This is a genomic window from Mitsuaria sp. MSU3D, assembly GCF_056867975.1.
On the sequence record NZ_CP200314.1, the window covers coordinates 1,997,165 to 2,023,864 of the forward strand.

The following is a 26,700-nucleotide window of genomic DNA, read 5'->3' on the forward strand; positions in this document are numbered from 1 at the left end:
AGAACGGCGCCGAAATCCCTTGCCTCGGCAAGCATCCCTCCCCCCGCGTTCGCGGGCTTTACGCCGCTTCTGTAACCGTGAACTGAGGCCGACTCCCGGCCCTTTTGTTCCGTTCACGTTAAGCAAGCCGCCAATAACATTTCTGGGCTAGCTCAAGTTTGTCAATCGGCGACCGAAAACCGAATGACGGCATCCGGAAGTTCGGGTGCCCGGCAACAACAAGCTGACCCAACCCCACCTCGCGCCTATGGGCGCATCCGCCCCCCATAGGTTCACGGAGTTCCAAGATGGCATCGCTGATTACCAACCTGACGACCGACCAGATCGCCGCCCTCACGTCGACGACCCTGGCGCGCCTGACCAGCGAAGACTGGGCCGCGTTCACCACCGAGCAGTTCCAGGCGCTGACGACCTCGCAGTTCGCCACGCTCGGCACCAAGGCCGTGTCGCTGTTCACGACGACCAACATCGCCGCCATCGAGACTGACGACCTGCGCGCGTTGACCACCGCCGCGGTGCAGACCTTCACCAGCGCTCAGCTGAATGCCCTGGGTTCCGACCAGTTCGGCGCGATGACGACCCGGCAGGTCGGCGCGATGACCACGCAGCAGGTCAAGAACCTGGAATCGGATGACCTGAACGCGTTGGCCTCCGACCAGATCCGTGCGCTGACCACGCAGCAGGTGGCCGCCATCTCCACCAGCCTGATGGGCAGCCTGGCCTCCGACGACCTGCAGGCCTTGAAGACCGACCAGATCAAGGCCCTGAGCTCGCAACAAGTCGCCGCCCTCTCCACCGAGGGCGTCGCCGCTCTGGCGACCAACCAGGCCGCCGCGCTGAGCAGCACGCAGACCGCCGCGCTGACCTCGGACCAGGCGGCCGCCCTCACCTCCGACGCCGTGCACGCGCTGAGCACCGCCGCCGTCAAGGCGTTGGGCACCGACCAGATCGCCGCGCTGAACTCCGACCAGGTCGCCGCGCTGACCACCGCGCAGATCGGCGCGTTGTCCACGCAGCAGATCCGCCAGCTGGCCAGCGATGAGATCGCCGCCCTGGACACCAACCAGATCCGCGCCATCACCACGCAGCAGATCGCCGCGCTGACCACCGACCAGTTGGCCGGCGTCGACAGCGCCGACGTGCAGGCGCTGACCACGGCGCAGGTCCGCGCGCTGAGCTCGGCCCAGGTCGGCGCCCTGAGCACCGACTCGATCGAGGCGATGAGCTCCGGCCAGATCGGCGCCCTGAGCTCCACCCAGGTCAAGGGCCTGACGACCGACCAGATGGCGGCCATCAGCTCCGATGACATGAAGGCGCTCTCGACCGCCACCATCCGCGCGCTGACGACCGATCAGGTCCAGGCGCTGAATTCCGACCAGGTCTCGGCGCTGACCAGCACCCAGATCGGTTCGCTGACGACCGGCCAGGTCGCCGTGCTGTCGACCGATGAACTGAACGCGCTGAGCAGCGCGCAGATCCGCGCGCTGGGCACCGCCCAGATCGCCGCGCTGTCGACCGACCAGGTCTCCGGCATGGAGTCGGCCGACGTCCAGGCCTTCACGACCGGCCAGGTCGCCGCGCTGAGCTCGGCCCAGATCGCCGCGCTGTCCACCGACGCCATCGTCGCGCTGACCTCCGGCCAGTTCGCGACCCTGACCTCCAAGCAACTGGCCGGCCTGTCGACCGACCAGATCGCCGCCATCGAGTCGCAGGACCTGCGTGCGCTGTCCTCCACCGCGATCCGCTCGCTGACCACCGACCAGTTCGATGCGCTGCAATCCGACCAGGTCGCCGCGCTGACGACCCAACAGGTCTCCGCCCTGACCACCGGCCAGGTGCAGGCCATGTCCAGCGACGACCTGAACGCGCTGGGCTCGGCCCAGATCCGCGCGCTGGGCACCGCCCAGGTCGCCGCGCTGTCGACCGCCCAGGTCTCCGCGATGGAAAGCGCCGACGTCCAGGCCCTGACCACCGGTCAGGTCCAGGCCCTGAGCTCGGGCCAGGTGGGTGCGCTGTCCACGGAAAACATCGCCGCCCTGAGCTCCGCCCAGGTCGCCGCGCTGTCGACCAAGCAGATCGCCGGTCTGACGACCGACCAGGTCGCCGCCATCGAGACCGCCGACCTGCGCGCCATGTCGACGGCCGCGATCCGCTCGCTGACCACCGACCAGTTCGACGCGCTGAACTCCGACCAGGTTGCCGCGCTGTCGACCGCCCAGGTCGCCGCGCTGACGACCGGCCAGGTCCAGGCCATGGCCAGCGATGACCTGAACGCGCTGGGCTCGGCCCAGATCCGCGCGCTGGGCACCGCCCAGGTCGCCGCCCTGTCGACCGCCCAGGTCTCCACGATGGAAAGCGCCGACGTGCAGGCGCTGACGACGGCGCAGGTCGCCGCGCTGAGCTCGACCCAGATCGGCGCGCTGTCGACCGACAACGTCGCCGCGCTGAGCTCGGCGCAGGTCGCCGCGCTGTCGACCAAGCAGATCGCCGGTCTGACGACCGACCAGATGGCTGCGATGGAATCGCAGGATCTGCGCGCCCTGTCCACGGCCGCAATCCGGTCGCTGACCACCGACCAGTTCGATGCGCTGCATTCCGACCAGGTCGCCGCCCTGTCGACCCAGCAGGTCGCCGCCCTGACGACCGGCCAGGTCCAAGCGATGGCCAGCGATGACCTGAACGCGCTGGGCTCGGCCCAGATCCGCGCGCTGGGCACCGCCCAGGTCGCCGCCCTGTCGACCGCCCAGGTCTCCACGATGGAAAGCGCCGACGTGCAGGCGCTGAGCTCCGGCCAGGTGCAGGCGCTGAGTTCCGACCAGGTCGGCGCCCTGTCGACCGACATCGTCGCCCTGACGTCCTCGCAGGTCGCCGCGCTGTCGACCAAGCAGGTCGCCGGCCTGACGACCGACCAGATGGCCGCCCTCGAGACGGGCGATCTGAAGGCGCTGGGCACCGCGGCCATCCGCGCGCTGACCACCGACCAGATCGCCGCGCTCGGCTCCGACCAGATCGCCGCGCTGACGACCGCCCAGGTCGCCGCGCTGACGACCGGTCAGATCGCCAACCTGACCTCCGACGACCTGAACGCGCTGACCAGCGCCCAGATCAAGGCGCTGTCGACCCAGCAAGTGGCCGCCCTGACGACGACGCAGATCTCCACGATGGAGAGCAACGACGTCCAGGCCCTGTCCACGCAGCAGATCGCCGCACTGAACTCCGACCAGGTCGGCGCGCTGTCGACCGAGAACATTGCCGCGCTGAGCTCGCAGCAGGTCGCCCCGCTGTCGACCAAGCAGGTCGGCGGCCTGACGACCGACCAGGTCGGCGCCATCGAGACGGTGGACGTCCGCGCGCTGTCGACCAACGCGCTGCGCGCCCTGACGACCGCGCAGATCGATGCGCTGAACTCCGACCAGATCGCCGCGCTGACGACGGCCCAGGTCGCCGCGTTGACGACCGCCCAGGTCCAGGCGCTGGCTTCCGACGACCTGAACGCGCTGGGCTCGGCCCAGATCCGCGCGCTGTCGACCGCCCAGGTCGCCGCGCTGACCACCGGCCAGGTCAACGGCATGGAATCCGCCGACGTGCAGGCCCTGACGACGGCGCAGGTCGCCGCGCTGGGTTCGGCGCAGGTCGGTGCGCTGTCGACTGAAAACGTCGCCGCGCTGACCTCCGCCCAGGTGGGCGCGCTGACGACCAAGCAGGTCGCCGGCCTGACCACCGACCAGATGGCCGCCCTGGAAACGGGTGACCTGAAGGCGCTGTCCACCGCCGCGCTGCGCGCCCTGGGCACCGACCAGATCGAGGCCCTGGGTTCCGACCAGATCGCCGCGCTGTCGACCGCCCAGGTCGCCTCGCTGACGACGGGTCAGATCAGCAACCTGACCTCCGATGACCTGAACGCCCTCACGAGCGGCCAGATCAAGGCGCTGTCGACCGCGCAGGTCGCCTCGCTGACGACCGGCCAGATCGCAACGATGACCAGCGACGACGTCGCCGCGCTGACCACCACGCAGCTGCAATCGCTGGGCTCGGCCCAGATCGGCGCGCTGAGCACGGACGCGATCGTCGCCCTGAGCTCCGCCCAGGTGGGCGCGCTGACGACCAGACAGGTCGCCGGCCTCACCACCGACCAGATGGCCGCCATCGAGACCGGTGACCTCCGCGCGCTGAGCAGCACCGCGCTGCGCGCCCTCACCACCGATCAGTTGAACGCGCTGGGCTCCGACCAGGTCGCCGCCCTGAGCACGGTCCAGGTCTCCGCGCTGACGACCGCGCAGGTCGCCGGCCTGGCCAGCGATGACCTCAACGCGCTCAACAGCGCGCAGATCAAGGCGCTGGGCACCGCGCAAGTGGCCGCCCTGACGACCGCGCAGGTCTCGACGATGGAATCCGCCGACGTGCAGGCCCTGACCACGGCGCAGGTCGCCGCACTGGGCTCCGCCCAGGTCGGCGCGCTGAACACGGACTCGATCGTCGCGCTGACCTCGACGCAGGTCGCCGCGCTGAACAGCAAGCAGGTCGCGGGCCTGAGCACCGACCAGATGGCCGCGCTCGAATCCGGCGACCTGAAGGCGATGGCCACCAACGCCCTGCAGTCGCTGACTTCCGCCCAACTGGAGGCGCTGAACTCCGACCAGATCGCTGCCCTGTCGACCCAGCAGGTCGCCGCGCTGACGACCGGCCAGGTGAACAACCTGACCTCGGACGACCTGAACGCGCTGACCAGCGGCCAGATCAAGGCCCTGTCGACGCAGCAGATCGCCGCGCTGTCGACCGCCCAGGTCTCGACGATGGAATCGGCCGACGTGCAGGCGCTCGCCACCAACCAGGTCGCCGCGCTGAGCTCGGCCCAGGTCGGCGCGCTGAGCACCGACTCGATCGTCGCCCTGACCTCGGGCCAGGTCGCCGCGCTGACCAGCAAGCAGGTCGCCGGTCTGACGACCGACCAGATGGCCGCCCTCGAGACGGCTGACCTGCGCTCGCTGTCCTCGACCGCCCTGCGTGCGCTGACCAGCGACCAGCTGCAGGCCCTGTCGACCGATCAGGTCCAGGCGCTGTCGACCACCCAGGTCGCCGCGCTGACGACCGGCCAGGTCAGCCAGTTGGCCACGGACGACTTCGGTGCATTCACTTCCGGCCAGCTGCGCGCCCTGGGTACCGCCCAGATCGCCGCGCTCGGCACCGCCCAGCTCGACGCGCTGAACAGCGACCAGGTCGCCGCGCTGACGACCCAGCAGGTCGCCGCGCTGACGACCGGCCAGGTCAGCAACCTGTCCTCGGACGACCTGAACGCCCTCACGAGCGGTCAGATCAAGGCGCTGACGACCCAGCAGGTCGCCGCGCTGACGACCGGCCAGATCAACACGATGGAATCGGGTGACGTCGCCGCGCTGGCGACCAACCAGATCGCCGCGCTGAGCTCGTCGCAAGTCGGCGCGCTGAGCACGGACGCCATCGTCGCGCTGACCTCCTCGCAGGTCGCCGCGCTGACGACCAAGCAGGTCGCCGGTCTGACGACCGACCAGATCGCCGCGATCGAGACGGGCGACCTGAAGTCCCTGTCCACCGTCGCGCTGCGTGCCCTGGGCACCGACCAGCTCGACGCGCTGGGCTCCGACCAGATCGCCGCGCTGTCGACCGTCCAGGTCGCCGCGCTGACGACCGCGCAGGTCGGCAACCTGTCCTCGGACGACCTGAACGCCCTCACGAGCGGCCAGATCAAGGCGCTGACGACCCAGCAGGTCGCCGCGCTGTCGACCGGCCAGGTCTCGACGATGACCAGCGACGACGTCGCCGCGCTCACCACCGCGCAGGTGCAGGCCCTGGGCTCGGCCCAGGTCGGCGCCCTGAGCACCGAGGCGATCGTCGCCCTGGGCTCGGCGCAGGTCGCCGCGCTGACTTCCAAGCAGGTCGCCGGTCTGACGACCGACCAGATGGCCGCGATCGAGACGGGCGACCTGAAGTCCCTGTCCACCGTCGCGCTGCGTGCGCTGGGCACCGACCAGCTCGACGCGCTGGGCTCCGACCAGATCGCCGCGCTGTCGACCGTCCAGGTCGCGTCGCTGTCGACCACTCAGATCAGCAACCTGTCCTCGGACGACCTGAACGCCCTCACGAGCGGCCAGATCAAGGCGCTGTCGACCCAGCAGGTCGCCGCCCTGACGACCGGTCAGGTCTCGACGATGACCAGCGACGACGTCGCCGCGCTGAGCTCGCAACAGGTCGCCGCGCTGAGCTCCGGCCAGGTCGGCGCGCTGAGCACCGACGCCGTGGTCGCCCTGAGCTCGGCGCAGGTCGCCGCGCTGAACAGCAAGCAGGTCGCCGGCCTGACGACGGACCAGATGGCCGCCCTGGAAACGGGGGACCTGAAGGCCCTGTCGACCAACGCCCTGCAGGCGCTGACCTCGGCCCAGCTGGAAGCGCTGGGCTCCGACCAGGTCGCCGCGCTGTCGACCCAGCAGGTCGCCGCACTGACGACCGCCCAGGTCAGCAACCTGACTTCCGACGACCTGAACGCCCTCACGAGCGGCCAGATCAAGGCCCTGACGACGCAGCAGGTCGCCGCGCTGACGACCGCCCAGGTCGCCGCGATGGAGTCCGCCGATGTGCAGGCGCTCGCCACCAACCAGGTCGCCGCGCTGAGCTCGGCCCAGGTCGGCGCGCTGAGCACCGACTCGATCGTCGCCCTGACCTCGGCACAAGTCGCCGCGCTGACCAGCAAGCAGGTCGCCGGCCTGACGACCGACCAGATGGCCGCGATCGAAAGCGGTGACCTGAAGTCGTTGTCGACGGTCGCCCTGCGCGCCCTGACCAGCGACCAGCTGCAGGCGCTGAGCTCCGACCAGGTCGAAGCGCTCACCACCACCCAGGTGGCCGCGCTGACGACCGGCCAGATCAGCCAGTTCGCCACGGACGACTTCGCCGCGCTGACCACCGGCCAGCTGCGCGCCCTGACCACGGGTCAGGTGGCGTCGCTGACCTCGGCGGAACTCGAAGCCCTCGGCTCCGACCAGATCGCCGCGCTGACGACCCAGCAGGTCGCCGCGCTGACGACCGGCCAGGTGAGCAACCTGACGTCGGACGACCTCAACGCGCTGACCAGCGCGCAGATCAAGGCGCTGAGCACCGCCCAGGTGGCCGCGCTGACGACCGCGCAGGTCTCGACGATGGAGACCGCCGACGTGGCCGCGCTGGCCACCAACCAGGTCGCCGCATTGAGTTCCGACCAGGTCGGCGCCCTGACGACCGATGCGGTCGTGGCGCTGAGCTCGCTGCAGGTCGCCGCGCTGACCAGCAAGCAGGTCGCCGGCCTGACGACGGACCAGATCGGTGCGATCGAATCCGGTGATCTGAAGGCCCTGTCCACGGTGGCGCTGCGTGCGCTGACCAGCGACCAGCTCGCGGCCCTCGGTTCCGACCAGGTCGCCTCGCTGACGACCCAGCAGGTCGCCGCGCTGACGACCGGCCAGGTGAGCAACCTCACCTCGGACGACCTGAACGCGCTGACCAGCGCCCAGGTCAAGGCACTGACGACCCAGCAGGTCGCCGCGCTGACGACCGCCCAGGTCTCGACGATGGAAAGCAACGACGTCGCCGCGCTGTCCTCGCTGCAGGTCCAGGCGTTCAGCTCGGCCCAGATCGGCGCGCTGAGCACCGACTCGGTGATCGCGCTGAGCTCCGCCCAGGTGGCCGCGCTGTCCTCGGCGCAGGTCAAGGGCCTGACGACGGACCAGATGGCCGCGATGGAAACCGCCGACCTGCGGGCACTGTCCACGGTCGCCCTGCGCGCCCTCGGCACGGATCAGCTGGAAGCGCTCGACAGCAACCAGATCGCCGCGCTGACGACGCTGCAGGTCGCCTCGCTGACGACCGCGCAGATCGCCAACCTGACCAGCGACGACCTGAACGCGCTGACCAGCGGCCAGATCCGCTCGCTGAGCAACGCCCAGCTGCAGGCCCTGACGACCGCGCAGATCTCGACGATGACGACGGACGACGTCGCCGCGTTGACCTCGACACAGCTGCAGGCCTTCGGTTCGGCCCAGGTCGGCGCGCTGAGCACCGACGCGATCGTCGCCCTGAGCTCGTCGCAAGCCGCGGCCCTGAGCTCGACCCAGGTCGACGGCCTGACGACCGACCAGATGGCGGCCTTCGAGACCGGTGACCTGCGCAGCCTGAGCACGCTGGCGATCCGCTCGCTGGACAGCGCGCAGCTGGAAGCCCTGGGCTCCGACCAGATCGCGGCGCTGAGCACGCAGCAGGTCGCCGCGCTGAGCACGCTGCAGGTGAGCCAGCTGGCCACCGACGACGTGCAGGCGCTGACCTCGCAGCAGATCGTGTCGATGAGCTCGGCCCAGTTGCACGCCTTCACCACCGACCAGGTGCAGGCGATCGACACGGGCGACCTCGCGGCCATCAGCAGCGCGAACATGGTGGCCTTCGGCTCGGCGGACTTCGAGGCCTTCACCTCGGATCAGATCCACGCCCTGACCTCGCAGCAGTGGAGCGCGGTGGGCGCCACGCAGGTGGCCGGCATCGAGACCGCCGACATCGCGTCGATCACCACCGACGGCATCCATGCGCTGAGCACGACCGCCCTGCACGCGTTCAACACCGACCAGATCGCGGCGCTGACCAGCGACCAGGTCCATGAATTCAGCACGGCGCAACTGCGCTCGCTGGGCACGGACCAGATCGCGGCCCTGTCGACCGAGGACATCGCGTCGATGACCAGCACGCACTTCGCGACGCTGACGTCCTCGCAGTTCCACGCGTTCACGACCGACCAGATCCTGGCGATGGATTCCAGCGACATCCATGCGCTGACCTCCATCCAGGTGCAGGGCCTGTCGACGGACCAGATCGTGGCGATGACGTCCGACCAGTTCATCGGCTGGGACACGCAGGACCTGGCCAGCATGAACATGCAGCAGGTGCTGGCGATGACCTCCGACCAGACGGCGGGCTTCAGCGGTGAACAGACCAACGCGCTGTTCCTGGCCTCGCCGATCGTGCTGGACCTGGACGGCAACGGCATCCAGACGGTGTCCGCGTCGCACGGCGTGAACTTCGACCTGAACGCCACCGGTCATAACGACAAGTGGGGTTGGGTCGGCGGCAACGACGGCCTGCTGGTGATGGATCGCAACGGCAACGGCTCGATCGACAGCGGTGCGGAGCTCTTCGGGGCCGGCACCACGGTCAACGGCCGCAAGGGCCTGGACGGCTTCGCCGCCCTCGCCTCGCTGGACTCGAACCATGACGGCCACGTCAACGGCAAGGACGTGGACTTCAGCAAGCTGCAGGTCTGGGTCGACGCCAACCACGACGGCAAGACCGACACGGGCGAGCTCAAGACCCTGGCGGACCTGGGCATCACCGACCTGAACCTGGGCGCCACGAAGGGCACTGAGGTCGACAACGGCAACGTCCTGGGTCTGGTGTCGAGCTTCACCAAGGCCGACGGCACGACGCACGAGATGACCGACGTGTGGTTCTCCAAGGACGGCTCGCAGCACGCGGCGACCGGCGCCACGGCGGCGACGCCGCACCTGGGCGACCTGCTCGCCCAGCCGGAAGCCAACCTGCTCGGCGGCGCGACGGCCCAGACCGCGACGGCCACCACGGCGGCGACCACCGCCGCGGCGACCGACACGGTGAACCACGACGTCATGAGCGCGGCCTACAAGAAGCTGCATGAAGACGACCAGAACGGCGCTGCTCCGCTGATCTAAGCGGCAGTGCGGAACCGGGGGCCTCGCGCCCCCGGTTTGCCGTTTGCGGCCCTCGCCCACGCGACGCGTGTCGAGCGGCCGCAAACGACAGACCGCCAGGTTTCAGAAGTACTCTCCTTTCCCGCATGGCCACCTTCGACGTCGGTTCGCTCACTCCCGCGGAGATCGCAGCGCTCACCACCACGCAGCTCGCGACGCTGACGGGGTCGGAGTGGGCCTTGCTGACCGCCGAGCAGGTGGTGGCGCTGACGACGGTCCAGGTCTCCGCGCTGTCGGCCCGCCAGCTCAACTACCTCGCCTCGGGACAGCTCTCGGCGATGGAGCTGCAGGACGTCCAGGCGATCAACACCGCCGCGATCCGCACGCTGACGACGGCTTCGCTCGCGGCGCTGACCACCGACCAGATCCACGCGCTGACCACGACGCAGATCCCGGCCCTGACCGTGGACCGGCTGCGCCGCATGGACAGCGACCAGTTCACCGCGCTCGACAGCACGCAGATCGCGGCGCTGTCGTCGGTGCAGGTGCGCGGCCTGGGCAGTCAGCAGATCGGCATGCTGACCACCGACGAGGTGGCCGTCTTCAGCACCGCCTCGATGCAGGTGCTGAACACGGTGCAGATCGGCGCGCTGAGCGTGGACCAGCTCAACGCCTTCGACACCGCCCAGATCGGCGCGCTGCGCGGCAACCAGACCAAGGGCCTGAGCGGCGAACAGCTCAGCGCGCTGAGCACCGACGCGTTGCAGGCGCTGACCACGGGCGCGGTGCGCGGCCTCAGCACCGCCGCCGTGTCGCACCTCTCTTCCGACGCCGTGCAGTCGCTGGACAGCCGGCAGATCGCCGCGCTGACCAGCCAGCAGTTCCGCACGCTGAGCACCGACGCCCTCGTGGCGCTGACGACCGAGCAGGCCGGCGCGCTCAACACGCTGCAGATCAAATCGCTGAGCACCACGCAGGTCGCGGCGCTCGAGGGCGAGGACCTCGCCGCCATCGGCACCAAGGGTCTGCGCGCGCTGAACTCGCAACAGCTGGCCGCGCTGTCTTCCGACCAGGTCGACGCGCTGAGCTCGCGTCAGGTGCAGAGCCTGACCTCGACCCAGTTGATCGGCCTGGGCAGCGCTCAGCTGCCGGCCTTCAGCACCGATGAACTGCGGCTGCTGAGCAGCAGCGCGCTCGTGGGCTTGAAGCCCGAAGTGCTGGGCGCGATGAGCGCCGAGCAGCTCGGCGCGCTGAAGACGGTGCAGATCGCCATGCTGACGACGCGCCAGCTGGCCGCGTTCGACACCGACGACCTCGCCGCGCTGTCGACCGGACAGATCGCGGCGCTGAACTCCAAGCAGCTGCAGTCGCTGACGCCGGACCAGTTCCATTCGCTGACGACCGAGGACCTCGCCGCGCTCAGCAGCGCGACCTTGCGGGGGCTGACGCCGGCGCAGCTCGCGTCGCTGAGCTCGGAGCAGCTCGCCGCGCTGAGCGGCGCCCAGACCGCGTCGCTGTCGACGACGCAGCTGCGCGACCTGAGCGACGAACAGCTGTCCGCGCTCGGCACCGGCGCGATCCAGGCGCTGACGACGCGCGTGATCGCGACGCTGACCGATCACCAGCTCGACGTGCTGAACTCCGACCAGCTGCAGGCGCTGACCAGCGCGCAGATCCGCGCGCTCACCACGGCCCAGTTGTCCGCGATGACGGTGGAGGACCTGAACACGCTGACGTCGGCGCAGTTCGCCGCCTTCACGTCGGCGCAGTTCCGCGGCCTGACGACCGATCAGGTCTCGCAACTCGAGCCCGAGGACTTCGGCGCGCTGAACGCATCGGTGATCCGCTCGCTGAGCAGCGCGCAGGTGCAGGCGCTGGACATCAACCTGGTGGCCGCCTTCAGCACCTCGCAGACGGGCGCGCTCAACGCGGCCCAGATCGGCGCGCTGACTGCCGGCCAGCTGCAGGTCCTGTCTCCGCAGGCGTTGCAGGCGATCTCCACGCTGGCGATCCGCGGTCTCACCGCGGACCAGTTGGACGCCCTCGGGCCGACCGGCGTCGCCATGCTGCGCGACGGCCAACTGGCCGCGCTGAGCACGGCCCAGGTGCGCAGCCTCGACCACGACAGCTTCAACGCGCTGGGTTCGGCCCATTTCGCTGCGCTGACCTCGTTCCAGCTGGCGGCGATCTCCACCGACGAGATCGGCGCCCTGGCGCCCGAGTTGCTCGCCGGCGTCAAGCCGATCTACCTGACCGCGCTGACGACCGACCAGATCCACGTGCTGAGCCGCGAGCAGGTCGGCGCCCTCGGCAGCGCGCAGACGGCGCTGCTGGGCACCGGTCAGGTCGCCGCATTGACGCCGTCGCAGATCGACGCGCTCTCCACCGACGGCGTGCGCGGACTGAGCGTGCAGGCACTGCAGAGCTTCACCACCGATCAGCTCAATGCCCTCGTGCCCGAACAGTTCGCGGCCATGCGCACCAACCAGGTCGCCTCGCTGACGACCACCCAGTTGTCGGCGATGGAGCAGGCCGACCTGAACGCGCTGGACTCGGCCCAGTTCTCGGTGTTCTCGTCGAAACAGCTGGCGGCCTTCACGACCGACCAGATCAGTCAGCTCGAGTTCCAGGACGTCGTCGGCCTGAATACGCGGGCGCTGCTGGGACTGACCTCCGCCCAGCTCGGCGCGATGAACGTCGACAGCATCGCCTCGCTGAGCAGCGCGCAGTTGGCGGCGCTCAGCTCGAAGCAGCTGCTGGGACTGACCGCGGACCAGATCGACCACCTGAGCACCGCGCAGCTCGCGAGCCTGGGCTCGCAGGCGCTGCTGGGCCTGAGCAGCGACCAGTTCGGCTCGCTGGACCTGGACCAGATCGCCGCGCTCTCGGCCAGGCAGGTCGCGGCGTTGACGTCGCTGCAGATCGCGGCCCTGGACCCCACGGCGCTGGCGGCGCTGACGACGCTGCAGTTCGCGGCCTTGCGGTCGTCGCAGCTCGCGGCGCTCAGCGGCACGCAGATCGCCGCGCTGGAGACGCAGGACCTCGCCGTCCTGCACACCACGGCGCTGAAGGCGATGGGCTCCGACCAGATCGCGCTGTTCAACACCGATCAGATCGCGGCGCTGCGGCCGGACCAGGTCGGTTCGCTGACCTTCCAGCAGGCGGCGGCGATGCACACGGAGCAGATCCAGGCGCTCGGCACGGCACAGGTCCTGGGCCTGACGAACGTGCAGGTCCTGGCATGGACCAGCGACCAGATCGCCGCGCTGGACGCGCAGGATGTGGCGCTGCTGCCGGGTCGGGCGATCCGGGTGATGGACGCCGGCGACTTCGCGGCGCTGTCCACCGATCAGGTCCATGCGATGACCAGCACGCAGCTGGTTGAAATGACCGGCTCGCAATTGAGCGGCTTCGGCACCGAGGACTACGCGGCGCTGACCTCGACGGCCTTCCGGGCGCTGGGCACGGCGACGCTGAACGCGCTGTCCACGGACGTCTTCGCGGCCTTGGGCTCGGACCAGATCCACGGGCTGACGACGCAGACGCTGCGCGCCTTGCACACCGAGGCGATCGCGGCGATGAATTCCGACGCGATCGAGGCGCTCGACAGCCGGCAGGTCGCCGCGCTGACGACGCAGCAACTCGCGGCGATCACGTCCGAGGCCTTCGCCACGATGTCCAGCGACGACCTGACCGCGCTGAGCCGCGATCAGGCCAAGGCGCTGACGGTGGACCAGATCCATGCGATCGGCAGCGACGCGATCGTGGGCTTCGAGACCCGCGACCTGGCCGCGCTCAGCATGGACCAGGTGATGGCGTTCAGCACCGAGACCATCCATGCGATGTCCGGCGCGCAGCTGGACGCGCTGTTCCTGGCCACGCCGATCATGCTCAACCTCGACGGCCACGGCCTCGGGACGGTGTCCGCGGCGCAGGGCGTCAGCTTCGACATGAACAACACCGGCCACGCCCAGCAATGGGGATGGATGGCGCAGGGCAACGGCCTGCTGGCTCGCGACCTGAACGGCAACGGGCAGATCGACTCCGGCGGGGAACTCTTCGGCACCGGCACCATGCTGGCCAACGGCAAGCACGCGGCCAACGGCTACGAGGCGATGCAGGCTCTGGACGCCAACGGCGACCATGCCCTCAACGCGCTCGACGCCGGCTTCAGCCAGTTGCGGATCTGGGCCGACGCCAACGGCAACGGCAAGACCGATGTGGGCGAACTCAAGTCCCTGACGGAGCTGGGCATCGTCGAGCTGGACCTGAACGCCCGGTCGACCTCGACCGTCGATCACGGCAACCTGATCGGGCTGATCTCCGGCTACAAGACCGCGGACGGCGTCACGCACCAGATGGGCGACGTCTGGTTCTCGAAGACGGCGGACGGCGGCGGGACCACGGCGGATGCGGCCACGCCCCTGCCGGCGGCGTCGGAACTGCTCGCGTCGCCGAAGACTTCGGAGACCGCGCTGCTCTCCGAGGGGGCGTCGGGATCGACGCCGGCCGCCGTCCCGACGGGGACGGACGCGCTCGCCCATGCGGCCGTGACGCACACGACGCTGGCCGCCCTGAAGCGCCAGGACGACGAGAACAACGGCAGCACGCCCTTGCTCTGACCGCGCTCGCGGGCGTCCCGCAATACGTCCGCCTCTCGCCCGGTTTCGCCGTTCGCGAACGAACCGCGAACGACAACCTCGGCACTGTCCCGTCATCAGACCGCTACGCGTCGATGTAGGGCGATCCGACAGTGGTCCGGGACGTTCGGCGCGTGGTCTCGCCATGGAACACGACGATGCCGATCAGTTTCTTTGGATGGAGCCCCCGCAGCGCCACGCCTGTCGACACCGCGGCGGCGGTGGCGACGTCCGAGACTGCAGGATCGCCGCCGCCTGCGGCCGACGACCGGACCAAGCTCCTGCCCTCGTCCCGGGTTCGACCATCGGGGCTGCTTTCCCGACATCGAACCGCCGCCTCGATCCAGCGTCCTCCCGTCGACCCCGAGATCGAGCGCGCCGCCGCCCTCGCCGCCAGCGCCCATGCGCGGATGCTGGCACGCATCGACGCGTCATCCGCCGCCGCGCTTGCGGCGCAGCGACAGGCCACAGACGAACTCACCTGCCTGCAGACCGCCACCGATGCGCAGGCGTCGGACATGATGGCCGAAGCGCTCCAGCCGCCGCCGCTTCCGCCGGGTGGCGCCGACCCGGCGCCCAAGCCGCGGTTCATGGATCGACTGCGCGGTCCGCTCGACGCGCTGCGGCTGCGCACGGCGGTGCCGCGTGTCGAGCTCGTCATCGGGCCGCTCAACCTGTCCCGCAGCAACTCGACGTCCGAGCCTTCGTTGGAAGAACGTCCCCGGATCTTCCAGGCCACGACCACCGCCAGCGAGCGCGGATTGAAGGCCGTCGATCGCCTCGTCGATGCCGCCGCCCACGGCGTGGGACAGGAACTGACGAAAGGATCGCCGCTCGCCACCGGGCAGGACGGCGTCGACAACGGCCGTCGAGCTGCAGCGCCAGCCGCCGCCGGCAGCGCGGTCGACTTCAACGCCGAGATCGAGCGGATGTTCCCTGCAGCCTCGCCATCGACGCGGCTCGCCACGATCCGGCTCGCGGCCACGCTGCTCGACCACCCGAACCCGGACCCCGGCCGGCGACCCGACGGTCACCCGCTGCGCTACGAGCAATCCCTGCTGATCGCCACGGTACTCCGCTCCGTCACCGCGGATCCGGTGCAGGCCTCGCAGGTCTACCAGCGTCTGCGCCTGGAGACGCCGCCGGCGCTGGACGACCTGTGCACCCGCGGCTCCGATGGCCCCACGCCCCCCTTGGCCGACCTGGGCACAGCCTCGCCGGCCGTCGCGCGCATGACGCACGCGGCGCGGCGCGCGCTGGCGGTGACGGCCGGCGGCTTCCAGGCGCTGCTCGACCTGCAGGGCCTCGCGCTGCCGCGGCCCGGCGATCCGCACCTCGGCCATGCCGAGGAGGCGATCGAGTACTACCAGCTCGGACTCCATGCCGAGGAGGCCTTGCTCGCCGCGGGTCTCGACGTGGGCGGCACCCAGTCGATGGCCGACATCCGCGCCGCGCTCGACGCCCACCCGCAGCGGCGCGAACTGCTCGATCCGGGCCGTCTCGGCACCGGCAACGCGCGCCGTCGTCCCCGGGGGCCGCACGAGCCGGAACATCCCGCCACGCTCGCTGCCCAGGCCTTCCTCTACGCCACGGACAATCTCCGGCGCGCACCCGGCCAGGGCGAGCAGCATCGCGACCTCAAACCGGCCTACGTCGCCTTGCGCAACGGCTTCACGACCAGCGGTCAGGGCTCGGACTTCCATCTGATGGCCAAGCGCCTGCGCAAGTTCATCACCTACATCGACCTGGCCTGCAAGACGCCCCACGGCGACCTGCCGACGGCGATGCACAAGGCCCGGCTGCCGATACGCCTGCTGCAACGACATCTGGCCGGCAAAGGCAAGTCGCCGCTGGAAACCTTGCTGAAGGCCGGCCCCATCGAGACGGCCGCCACCATCAAGACCCCGCAAGGCGAAATGGACACGCGCCAGGATGCGAAGCGCCTCCAGCACATCTTCGAAGCCGCATCGCCGGCCGAGCGGCGCGACATCCTGCGTCAGGTGATGAACGCCGTCACCCGAGGTCGCCTCGGCACCTACAGCGACAGCCGCCGTCATGGCATCGGCGTGACGGCGGGGTACGGCCTTGCGAAGATCGGCGGCCTGGGCGGGGTGGGCGTCGGCATCACGCCGGTGGTGGAGGTCGGCGCCGAGCATTCCCGCACCGCGGTGTTCAAGGCCGGCATCGCCGGGACCGGAACGCTCTACCTCGGCAGCGAACGCAAGCTGAGCGGTGCCGTCGGGGCGGGTGTGCGGGCCGGCGCGGAAGCCGGTCCGATCGCCGGTGTCTCCGCCCAGGCCATGGCCCGGATCGGCGGATCGCACCTGGTCTCGCGGGGGCTGATGATCCGCACCCGCAAGGCGGGGCGTGACCACGAGGCCCTGTCGGCCGGCCAGACCGCCGGACTCCAGTCCACCGACTGGCAGCGGATGAACGAACTCGTGATCAATTCGATCTTCCAGATCGCCGATCGGGACAAGGCCGACCGCCCCGCCCACGGCGGCGCCATGTGGGCACAGCTGGTGGACAAGCTGGGCGACTACCGCGACATCTCGTTCGGCTGGAACGAGGGCAAGGCGGTCACGGCGGACGTGTCCGTGACCCTCGATGCGACGGCCTCCGCGACGCTGGCGCCCGGCGTCGCCGTCTCGGCCTCGGCGGGCATCAGCCTGAAGCGCACCCTGTTCGACCGCAAGGGGACGCGGGACGCGGCCGGCACGGCCCGCAGCATGCAGGCGGAGCAAGGGTCGCGCAGTGCGCTGCGCGTGGGCGCGGGGCTGGGCATCAGCAGCCCCGCGTTCACCACGCCGTCCGGCCGCAGCATCGCCGTGTTCGGACGCCATCGGGTCGGCGTCGAGACGGAGGTGGTGATCCAGTCGCAGAACGGTCTCGTGCGCCTCGTCACCGAGGGGGGCCGGCTTCGACCGGAACTCTCGAGCCGCGACCGGGAGTTCGGCGTCCGTGAAGACTTCATCCAGGCGATGAATGCCCAGCGTGCGCGATGGGTCGCCGCGCTGGACGCCCGCGGCCCCGACGGCCGGCCCCGCGGCGGAGACGAGCAGTACGACGAGTTCATGGACAGGTTGGTCAACCTGCGCGCCGCCGGCTCGCGGGTCTACCGCGAACATCAGACGCTGACGACCGAGGCCGCGGAGGTGATCAACGCCTGCATGGACCGGCTCGCGGTGCTGCAGCGGCCCCTGCCACCGGGCGTGCCGCAGGATCCGGGCGCCCTCGATCAGGTAGAAGACCTCCAGCGCAGGATCGCCGCCCATGTGGCGAACCCCGCCCACTGGCTGCCGGCGGGCATGGACGTGGTCCAGCCGATGCAGGCCGCGGCGGCCTGGTCCGGCGGCGTGGACGCCAGCGTCACGATGCAGCCGGGCAGCGGCCACGGCGACGGCGCGGACCGGCTGCTCGGCGGCGGCCGCCTGGCCCTGGGCGGCAGCATCCGGACGGCCGTGGGCGGGAAGATCCTGCTCGCGCTGGACGTCCCCCCTCGCCCGGGCGCGACACCAGGCAACCCCGCGTCCAGCCGGCCGCACGAAGCGCGTCTGTCCGCGATCCCGGCCTTCTCCGACTCGACGATGCACGACACGATGGCCATGGCGCACTGAATCGCGCCGCCTTCCCCCACCGTGCCCCGCCGCCGGCACGGGCCTCGGGAAGCGACGACGCGAGCCCCCGCTCACCGCGAAGAGTTGACCGCTCCCTGTCCCCCTTATCCTGGCATGGCCGCGCCCACGGCGCGACACAATGGCTCAAAGATCGATGGGAAGGACGGCGCCCGCGCGGGTGCCCGACCTGAGCATCCAAAGGGGATTCCGCGTTGAAAACACTGTGCATCGAGGGCTGGCGGGGAGTGAACCACTCCATCGCGATGGTCAACCAGAACCAGATCCTGGAGATGGTGAAGGACCCGCGGTTCGAGCTGTTCCACAAGGACGCGCCCTTCTTCATGCCGCACTGGGACAAGAGCAAGCTGGACTCCGGCTTCGCGCCCGAGGAGCGGGCCATCATCGACGGCCTGCCCGATCCCGGCGATCGCGTGATGGACGTGCGCCTGCGCATCGCGTCGCCGGTGCGCCTGGGCGATGCGGTCGCCGCGCGTCGCAACGCCACTTTCGTGGTCACCGAATTCGGCCTGTCGGGCAAGAGCTTCGACCCGCCCGAGATGGCGCCGTCCGCGCTGACGCAGGGCGAGGACATCGTCGTGACGCCGACCCGCTGGTCCAAGGCCCGACTGGTCGACTACGGCTTCGACGCGGACAAGGTCCTGGTCGTCCCGCACGGCTACAAGACCGACACCTTCTTCCCGATGACGCCGGAGCAGCGCCAGACCGCGCGCGCGGCGCTGGGCATGTTGCCGCACGAGACCGTCTTCACCAACGTCGGCGTCGCGACCTGGAACAAGGGCATCGACCTGCTGCTGCTGGCCTTCGCCGAGCTGCGGCTGCAAGGCCTGCCGGTGCGGCTGATCCTCAAGGACCACCAGGGCCTGTACGGCATCGGCGTGGAGCGCGTCTTCGCCGAACTCGCGGCACGCGCGCCGCAGCTGAACACGCCGCAGGTGCGGGACGGCATCTCCATCCTGTCGACCAGCCTCAACCTGCCGCAGCTGCGCTCGTTGTACGCGCTGTCCGACGCCTACGTCTCGCCCTACCGCGCCGAGGGCTTCAACCTGCCGGTGCTGGAGGCGATGGGGTGCGGCACGCACGTGATCGTCAGCGGCGGCGGCGCCACCGATGACTTCACGCCGCCCGAGCTCTGCCATCGCCTGCACAGCCGTCCCGGCACCGACGCCGATGCGCCGCAGCCGGTGGGTGCCTTCGTCGTCCCCGACCTGGAGGACCTGCGCGAAGCGATGCTGCAGGTCGTCGAGCAACGCCTGACCCCCGCCCCGCGCCGCGAGGCGGCCCGCCAGCGGCTGGAGAAGCGTTTCTCGTGGGCCACGGTGACGAAGCAGCTGCTGGACCTGTTGTGACATGAGCGCGCCCTCCGCCACGCTCGGCGCCACGAAGCCGAGCATCGCCGTCGCCATCGTCGACACCGACCTGCATGTGCTGGCGCGGCAGGCGCTGCTGCACAGCATGCGGGCGATGGAGCAGCAGGGCCTGCCCTTCAGCCAGGTGCTGATCTACTCGGACAAGCCCGAGCTCTGGCCCGGCCTGCCGGTGATCCCGGTGCCGACGCTGCGCTCGATCACCGAATACAACCTGCTGATCACCCAGGAACTGGCCCGGCACCTCAGCGCGGACCATGTGCTGGTGATCCAGTACGACGGCTTCGTGCTCAACGCCGACCAGTTCTCGCCGCACTTCCTGCACTACGACTACATCGGCGCGCCCTGGCCCAACTACGAGGTCAACGAGGTCGGCAACGGCGGCTTCTCGTGGCGCTCCAAGCGGCTAGTCCACGCGGTCGCGCAGCTCGACTACCCGGATCCCACCGAGGCCGAAGACCTCTACATCTGCCGCACGATGCGCGACACGCTCGAGCGCGCCGGCTGCCGCTTCGCGCCCAAGGCGATCGCCTCGCACTTCTCGGTCGAGTTCCCGGCGGTGCCCTACCCGACCTTCGGCTTCCACGGCATCTTCCATCTGCCCAGCGTCTACCGCGAGATGCCCGACTTCCTGCTGGACCACCTCTCCGACCGCATCGTCAAGACCCGCAGCGGCTTCCTGCTGCCCGGGCTGCAGGCGGTCTCGCCGGCCGCGGCGCAGAAGCTGCAGGCGCGGCTGGCGGCTCTAGGCTGAACCGCGCGCGCCCGCCCCGACGACGATGACGGCGACGACAACAACGATCCGAGACCTCCTGAAAGCCTCCCCATGAACGCGAAGAAGCAGATCGTCATCCTGATCCCCCACGGCGTGCAGACCGGCGGCCCGGAGGCGTTGCACCAGCTGTCGGACTCGCTGATCCGCCAGGGGCACGACGCGCGCGTCTGGTACGTGCTGCCGACCGACCTGCCCGCGATCGACGACCTCTTCCGCCGCAACGGCCTGACGGCAGGCACGGCGCTGAAGCTGCAGCCGCGGCCGAACACCGTGGCCGACTACCAGAAGTACCAGGTGCGGCTGGCCGAGGAGATCGCGATGACGCCCGACACCTGCGTCGTCCTGGCCGAGACCTACGTGCACTGGCTGCGCTACTTCCAGCCCTGCACGCCGATGGTCTGGTGGCTGAGCATCGACAACGCCTTCGAATACCTGTCGGTCAACAAGATCAACATGAACCTGCTGCGCAGCGAGCGGGTGCTGCACACCTACCAGTCCGGTTATGCGCACGACGTGATCCGCGCGTTGGGCTGCCTGCGCACGCTGCCGCTGTCGGACTACACGCCGGCCAAGCCGACGCCCGCCGATGGCGAGCCGGTCTTCGACACCGCCGCCAAGACGGACATCGCGCTCAACGCCAACCACAAGGTCGTCTACGACGTCGGCGCGATCGCGGCGCGGCTGGAGGCGGAGAACGGCTGCAAGGTCCACCTGATCCGCGGCCTGACGCGGGCGCAGGTCTACGAGGCGCTGGGGCGCAGCCGGCTCTTCATCGACCTGGGCACCTTCCCGGGCAAGGACCGCCTGGCGCGCGAGGCGCTGATGCGCGACTGCTGCGTCTTCGCGCTGGATGTCGGCGCGGCCCGCGACTATGCGCTGCCCGACGAGTGCTACTTCAAGCCGGACCAGGTCGACCAGGTCTTCGCCGGCGCGCACGGGCTGATGCGCGACTTCCCGCTCTACCTCGAGCTCTCGCGTCCCGCCCGGCAGGCGGTACAGCGCGAGCGGATGATCTTCGAGCGCGAGGTCGCCGGCCTGGCGCACGCCTTCGGCGCCTGAGCCCGCCGGCGCTGACAGGATCGGGTTTCCACCGATCCCGTCCCGCCTCCCTCCCCGGATGTAGGTGATCGCAGCACACGCGATTCGGCGGCACGCCAATTGAGAAACGGCGGCCCAGCGCCGAAGATGAGAGCGGGACTGCAAGCACGGGTTCCGGCATCCATCAGGGGGAACACAAATGAACTTCTCAGGCCTCAAGGTCAAGACCAAGTTGTGGGCGGGATTCGGCGTCATGGCGGTCATCGTCGCCGCCGTGTCCGGCGCGGCGCTGCACTGGCTGAACCAGTCGAGCTCGCGCGTCGATGACTACCTGCAGGGCGTCGCCGCCCGCGAACGGCTGGTGATCGCCGTGCAGTCGGCCGCGAAGTCGCGCGCCATCGCGGCGCGCAACCTGGTGCTCGTGACGACGCCGCAGGACCGCGCCACCGAGCTCGACGCCGTCACCAGATCCCATGAAGCGGTGCAACGGTCGCTCGCGCAGCTGAAATCGCACCTGGCCGCCGCGCAGGACGCGACGCCCCAGGACCGGACCCTCTTCGACAAGGTCGCCGGGATCGAGGCCCAGTACGGCAAGGTCGCCCTGACGATCGTCGGCCTGGCCAACGACGGCAAGCGCGACGACGCCGTCACCAAGATGAACGCGGAATGCCGCCCGCTGCTGGCAGCGCTGCTGACGGCCACCGACGACTTCATCCGTTATGAGGACGAGCGTTCCGCCACGGAGACCCAGGCAGCGGCCGAACTCTTCGCGACCGACCGGATGATGCTGGTCACCACGGCCGTGCTGTCGGCGGCGGTGGCCGGCCTGCTGGGCTGGCTGATCAGCCGCGCGGTGACGACGCCGCTGAACCGTGCGATCAAGGTCGCGCAATCGGTGGCCGACGGCGACCTGCGCGACGAGATCCAGGTCGACGGCCGCGACGAACTGAGCCAGTTGCTGACGGCGCTGAAGGCCATGAGCGGCAACCTGTCGACGATGGTCACCAACGTGCGCCAGGCCGCGGACGGCATCGCCACGGCGTCGACGCAGATCGCCAGCGGCAACCAGGACCTGTCCAGCCGCACCGAGACCCAGGCCAGCGCGCTGCAGGAGACGGCGTCCTCGATGGCGCAGATGACCGAGACGGTGCAGGTCAACGCCGAGTCCTCGCGCAAGGCGACGGGCCTGGCCGACGCCGCGGCGCAGGTCGCGGGTCAAGGCGGCGCGGTAGTGCACCGTGTCATGACGACGATGGAAGCCATTACCGGCTCCAGCAAGCGGATCAGCGACATCACCAGCGTGATCGACGGCATCGCGTTCCAGACCAACATCCTCGCCCTGAACGCGGCCGTCGAGGCGGCACGGGCCGGCGAGCAGGGCCGCGGCTTCGCGGTCGTGGCCAGCGAGGTGCGGGCGCTGGCGCAGCGCAGCGCGCAGGCGGCCAAGGAGATCAAAACGCTGATCTCGGACTCGGCCGCGACGGTCGACGCCGGCGCCGTGCAGGTGCAGGAAGCGGGTCGCACGATGGACCAGGTGCTGACGCAAGTCCGCAAGGTCACCGACCTGATGGGCGAGATCAGCGCCTCCACCGACCAGCAGACGCACGGCATCGTGCAGGTCAACGAGGCGGTGGCGGCGATCGACCGCGGCACGCAGCAGAACGCGGCGCTGGTCGAGGAGAGCGCCGCCGCGGCGGAGAGTCTGCGCCAGCAGGCGATGGCGCTGACGCAAGCGATCGCGCGGTTCAAGGTGCGCGGGATGGCGGGCGCCTGAGGGTCAGTCCCGGCCTGTCGGCCGTCGACAAAACCGAAGCGGGAGCCGATCAGGCTCCCGTTTTTCGTTCCAGCCCGGCTTCAATCAGGTGCACAAGGGCCGTCGGTGCGAACGCCGGACGCCAGCGCGGAAACCTGATGCGATCGACATTGAACCTGCTGCGATGCCTTATAGAGTCTGCGGGTGTTCAGCCAACTCGTGAGGTCCAGCATGAGTTCGATCGCCATGACGATGTTCCTCGACTCCGCGCCCGGGGAGCTCGTCGATCTGCCGCACGCCGGCTCCGCCCTGGAGCATCCGCTGGTCTTCGACAGCGCGGCGCGCGAGATCCATCAGCTTGCCGCCGACGGCCGGGCCGAGGTCGTCGCGCAACGCGTGAGCACCGTCGGCGACGACGCGCTCATCGAGGAGTTGCGCTTCCGGCGCATCACCTGACCCTTCGCCGGGCATCGCGAATAGCGCTGTGAATGGCGCTGTGAATGGCGCCGTGAATGGCGACGTAAATGGCGACGTAAATGGCGCCGAGGTCGGCGGCCCTTGCGCGTGCGCGGGCGCCGACGCGTCAGGGCGCGGGCGCGGGCGCGCTCGCGGCCAGGTCTGCCTGCATCCGCGCGCGCATCTCCGCGATGCGACGCCGCTTCTCTTCGCCCTTGGCGAGCTGCTCCGGTGACACGCCCATCGCGCGGCCCTGCTCGATTTGCTGGTCGAGCAGCGGCAGCTCGCGGTCGGCGGCATCGACGAAGGCGCGCTGCACCGCTTGATGCCGATCCTGCTCGCGGCGCGTGTAGGCCTGATGATCGTCAAGTTGCCACGCTGGCGTTGCCGCCTCCGCCGCCGACCTCTGGATCGGTGGCGCGCGATCGTCGCCGGCGATGCGCGTGTCCGCGAGGCTCCATGCCGCCGGGACTTCCGTGCCCGATGAGGACGCCGGCGCCGAGGCCGATGCGACGGTCACCGTTGCGGAGAGCTCGCCGGACGTCGGCGAGCCACCCGCAGCGCGCATGGCCAGTTCCTCGCCCTCACCCGTCCGGATGGCCGCCGAGGCAGAGGCCGGCGGTGGCGCCGCGAGCGCCTGAGGCGCGGTCTCGCTGATGCCGGAGGAGCGACCGGCGGCGATCCAGGCGACCAGGGCGCCCGCGAGCGCCAATGCGACCGCCGCCGCGACCTTCAGATCGATGCGACCGCGTCGCCGGACACCTCGGGCGTCGCGTTGCCGCTGCCAGGGTTCAGTGCGCATGTCCGTGCTCCCCGCCCGCAGGCATCAGCCGTTGCGGATCGAACGGCGCATCGGGCGCCGCGATGCCCGGCGCCCACTGCAAGCCGGCGGATGCCAGCAGCTCGACCTGCCGTTGCCGCCAGCGCGCTTCCAACTTCTGCAGCGCCACGGCCTGCCGCGCCTCGTGCCGGACGGTCTCGCTGTCGGCGGGATGATGACCGCGTTTCACCGACAGCGCCTGCACCCGTTCCCAACCCTCGCCATCGGGGTGCCGTATCGGCGGTGAAGCGGGGCCCGCGGGCCACGCCTGCAACAGGTCGAGCACCCATGCGTCGATACCGGCCGTGGGCCTGGGATCACCGAGGCGCCATTCGACCGGCGCCACTCCCGGCCGCCCCCGCAGGTCCTGCCCCTGTGCATCCTCCCCGCACCCGGCAGGCACGCAGCGCAGGCGCAGCCCCTCGACGGACTCCAGGCGCTCGAAACGATCCAGATGCGCGCGGTAGTACGCGGCGATCTCCTCCGCGGTCACCGCCGCCGCCAGCGCGTCCCGAGGCGGTGCGTCCCCATGCGGATCGCCCGTCAGTCCCTGCCAGCGTTGCCAGGCGAGCTTGCGTTGCCTGGCTTCGATGACCCGGCGGACGAAGTCGAGCTCGGCCTCGCTCCAGCCGCTGCTGCGATGCAACCAGGCCTCGACGAAGCGTTCCCGCAGCAACTGCCGCGCCTGGGCCCGCGCAAAGTCGAGATCGCCCGCGCGCAAGAGGCGACGGCCCTGCACGTTCTGCAACGGCCAGACATCGGCCAGCGTGATCGCGCCGGCCGGTCCGCCGCCGAACCCGCGATGTCGCAGCAGCACGAGGCGCGTCGCGCCCTCGCGCTGCGCGTCGTCCAGGTCCTCGTCCATCCGCAGGCGGTCGCCCTGCCCGCCCGACCCGAGCGCCTGCCACGCGCGGGCGTCGACTGTCGACGGCAAGGCCGGTGCCGCCGATTGCCAGTCGCGCTCGATCCGCTCGGGCCAGACCTGCTGCAAGGTCGCGAGCCATTGGCGTCGCACGTCGACCTCGGGCGCGAAGGCCACCCGCCTGCTCGCGAACAGCGCCGCGTCGCCGACCTCGCGCGAGGCCGCGTCGCCCATCAGCAGATCGATCGCGAGCTGGCGCGCCAGTTCCTGCAGCGTCAGGTCCGGCTGCTCGCGGCGGGCGAGCATGAGCAGCGCCTCGGTCGGACGACGCGGGATCGTGTCGCCGCCGACGCGGGCGATCCAGGACGATGCGGCATGCGCCTCGACCGTCGTCGCCGCGATGCCACCGCTCACCGGCAGCAACGGCGCGCCGAACGCGAGCGCCAGCGCGGCCACGGTCGCCGCCGTGGCGCGCGAGCCTCGCGCCTTCACAGCCGCTCGGCCGCGCGATTCAGCAGGTGGACGACCATCGCGATCGCATGGGGCACGACGACGCGCCCCACGTCGCGACGGACCGCGTGATCGGTCGTCGACAGCACCTGCCCGCCGCGGCTGTAAGAGATCTGACCGCCCTGGCGCAGCAGCGGCCGGATGTCGGCGGCGGTCGGGGCCAGCGGCGTGTAGCTGCCCAGCGCCGTGGTGACGAGCGCATCGGCGTTCAGCGTCTCGCTGTCGTAGTAGTCCTTGACCCAGGTCTCCCAGCCGGAGTGGTTGAGCGCCGACGTCGTCCAGGTGTGATGCGGCTGCAGCAGGTCGGTCGTGTGCATCACGAAGCCCAGGCTCTGCACCGTGGGCCGCGCCAGGAACTGCGACCACCAGTACTGGCCGAGGTTGTCGATCGGCTGGAACGGAGCCTTCTCGAAGTCCGCGTACATCGACGCGCTCGACGAACCGCCCTGGCGGTAGTTGGCTTCGGTCAGTCCGTACGAGTTGTACTTGCTGCCGTCGCTGAACCAGCCCTTCATGCCGCCCTTGCCGTCGTCGAGGTGGTCGCCGACCAGCCACGCCGCGGCGAGGTCGTCGATGTCGCCCTTGACCGTGAGCCTGGCGTAGTTGTAGCCGCCGAAGGGATTGCCGTGGACGTCCGGCCCCTGCGTGCGATTCTGGAAATGCCAGTAGGACGTGTAGTTGACGATCCCCGACCCGAGGCCCCAGACCGGCGCGAGGACGCAATCGCCGGTCACCGCGCCGCAGAGGTAGGTGTCGGCGAAGTCGTCGACGTCATACGCGCCCTGGCCCAGTTGCTCGGCGAACTGGTCGATCGTGTAGCCCGCGCGCGTCACGCCGGCCAGCAGCTTCGCGTAGTTGGTGCTGTCCGCATGCCGCTGCATGTAGCGGACCGCATCGATGGCGATGCGCTTGTGGGTGTCCTGGGCGAAGGCGTTGGCCTCGGTCTGATGGACGAGGCCCGCCGCCACGGCGGTCAGAAGCAGGATGGATCGCATCGAAGTCTCCCTGATGGTCCCGAAAACCGCGTGCTTTCCGCACGTCGACATATGGGGACGGATGTTCGGGGAAACGCATGACGATCCGGTGAAGAATTCGTGCGACGCCGGGGTTCTCCCTGTCCCCAGGCGC

General features: G+C 70.1%; 11 protein-coding genes. 8 read left to right on the plus strand and 3 right to left on the minus strand.

The features are described from left to right. The first annotated feature begins 287 nt into the window (after nt 1-287). The 8 genes from AC1VNM_RS08715 (at nt 288) to AC1VNM_RS08750 (ending at nt 23,380) form a co-directional block, all read left to right on the plus strand. Nucleotides 288-9,737 carry a hypothetical protein gene (locus AC1VNM_RS08715; protein ID WP_483106613.1) on the plus strand — a complete coding sequence of 3,150 codons (9,450 nt, stop codon included), beginning with the start codon at nt 288-290 and terminating at the stop codon, nt 9,735-9,737. 125 nt (nt 9,738-9,862) lie between these two features. Continuing rightward, nucleotides 9,863-14,338: a hypothetical protein gene (locus tag AC1VNM_RS08720; protein ID WP_483106614.1), complete on the plus strand. Its 4,476-nt coding sequence runs from the start codon at nt 9,863-9,865 to the stop codon at nt 14,336-14,338. Nucleotides 14,339-14,514: 176 nt separating this feature from the next. Then, entirely contained in the window at nt 14,515-17,973 is a 3,459-nt protein-coding gene (locus tag AC1VNM_RS08725; RefSeq protein WP_483106615.1) for a hypothetical protein, read from the plus strand. 245 nt (nt 17,974-18,218) lie between these two features. Further along, on the plus strand, nt 18,219-19,340 hold the full coding sequence (locus AC1VNM_RS08730) for a glycosyltransferase family 4 protein (protein ID WP_483106616.1): 1,122 nt from the start codon (nt 18,219-18,221) through the stop codon (nt 19,338-19,340). 1 nt (nt 19,341) lies between these two features. Continuing rightward, nucleotides 19,342-20,112: a DUF5672 family protein gene (locus AC1VNM_RS08735; RefSeq protein WP_377154802.1), complete on the plus strand. Its 771-nt coding sequence runs from the start codon at nt 19,342-19,344 to the stop codon at nt 20,110-20,112. A 72-nt stretch (nt 20,113-20,184) separates the two neighbouring features. After that, nucleotides 20,185-21,192 (plus strand): hypothetical protein, encoded by a 1,008-nt coding sequence (locus AC1VNM_RS08740; protein ID WP_431103875.1) that lies wholly within the window; start codon nt 20,185-20,187, stop codon nt 21,190-21,192. A 178-nt stretch (nt 21,193-21,370) separates the two neighbouring features. Then, nucleotides 21,371-22,945, plus strand: coding sequence for a methyl-accepting chemotaxis protein (locus tag AC1VNM_RS08745; RefSeq protein WP_483106617.1), 1,575 nt, complete (start codon nt 21,371-21,373; stop codon nt 22,943-22,945). A 210-nt stretch (nt 22,946-23,155) separates the two neighbouring features. Further along, a complete protein-coding gene (locus tag AC1VNM_RS08750) occupies nt 23,156-23,380 on the plus strand; it encodes a hypothetical protein (protein WP_377154799.1) in 225 nt (74 codons plus the stop codon). Between the two features lie 127 nt (nt 23,381-23,507). On the opposite strand, the gene AC1VNM_RS08755 is transcribed toward AC1VNM_RS08750, so the two are convergent. Genes AC1VNM_RS08755 through AC1VNM_RS08765 form a run of 3 tightly spaced genes read right to left on the minus strand, consistent with a single transcriptional unit; the run spans nt 23,508 to nt 26,567 of the window. After that, entirely contained in the window at nt 23,508-24,182 is a 675-nt protein-coding gene (locus tag AC1VNM_RS08755; RefSeq protein WP_483106618.1) for a hypothetical protein, read from the minus strand. Next, the gene (locus AC1VNM_RS08760; protein WP_483106619.1) at nt 24,172-25,554 is read right to left on the minus strand and encodes a hypothetical protein; all 1,383 of its coding nucleotides are present in this window, start codon (nt 25,552-25,554) and stop codon (nt 24,172-24,174) included. Before AC1VNM_RS08760 ends, AC1VNM_RS08755 begins: the two co-directional genes overlap by 11 nt. Continuing rightward, a complete protein-coding gene (locus AC1VNM_RS08765) occupies nt 25,551-26,567 on the minus strand; it encodes a phospholipase C/P1 nuclease family protein (protein WP_377154796.1) in 1,017 nt (338 codons plus the stop codon). The genes AC1VNM_RS08760 and AC1VNM_RS08765 overlap by 4 nt, the downstream gene beginning before the upstream one ends. Between the last annotated feature and the right edge of the window lie 133 nt (nt 26,568-26,700).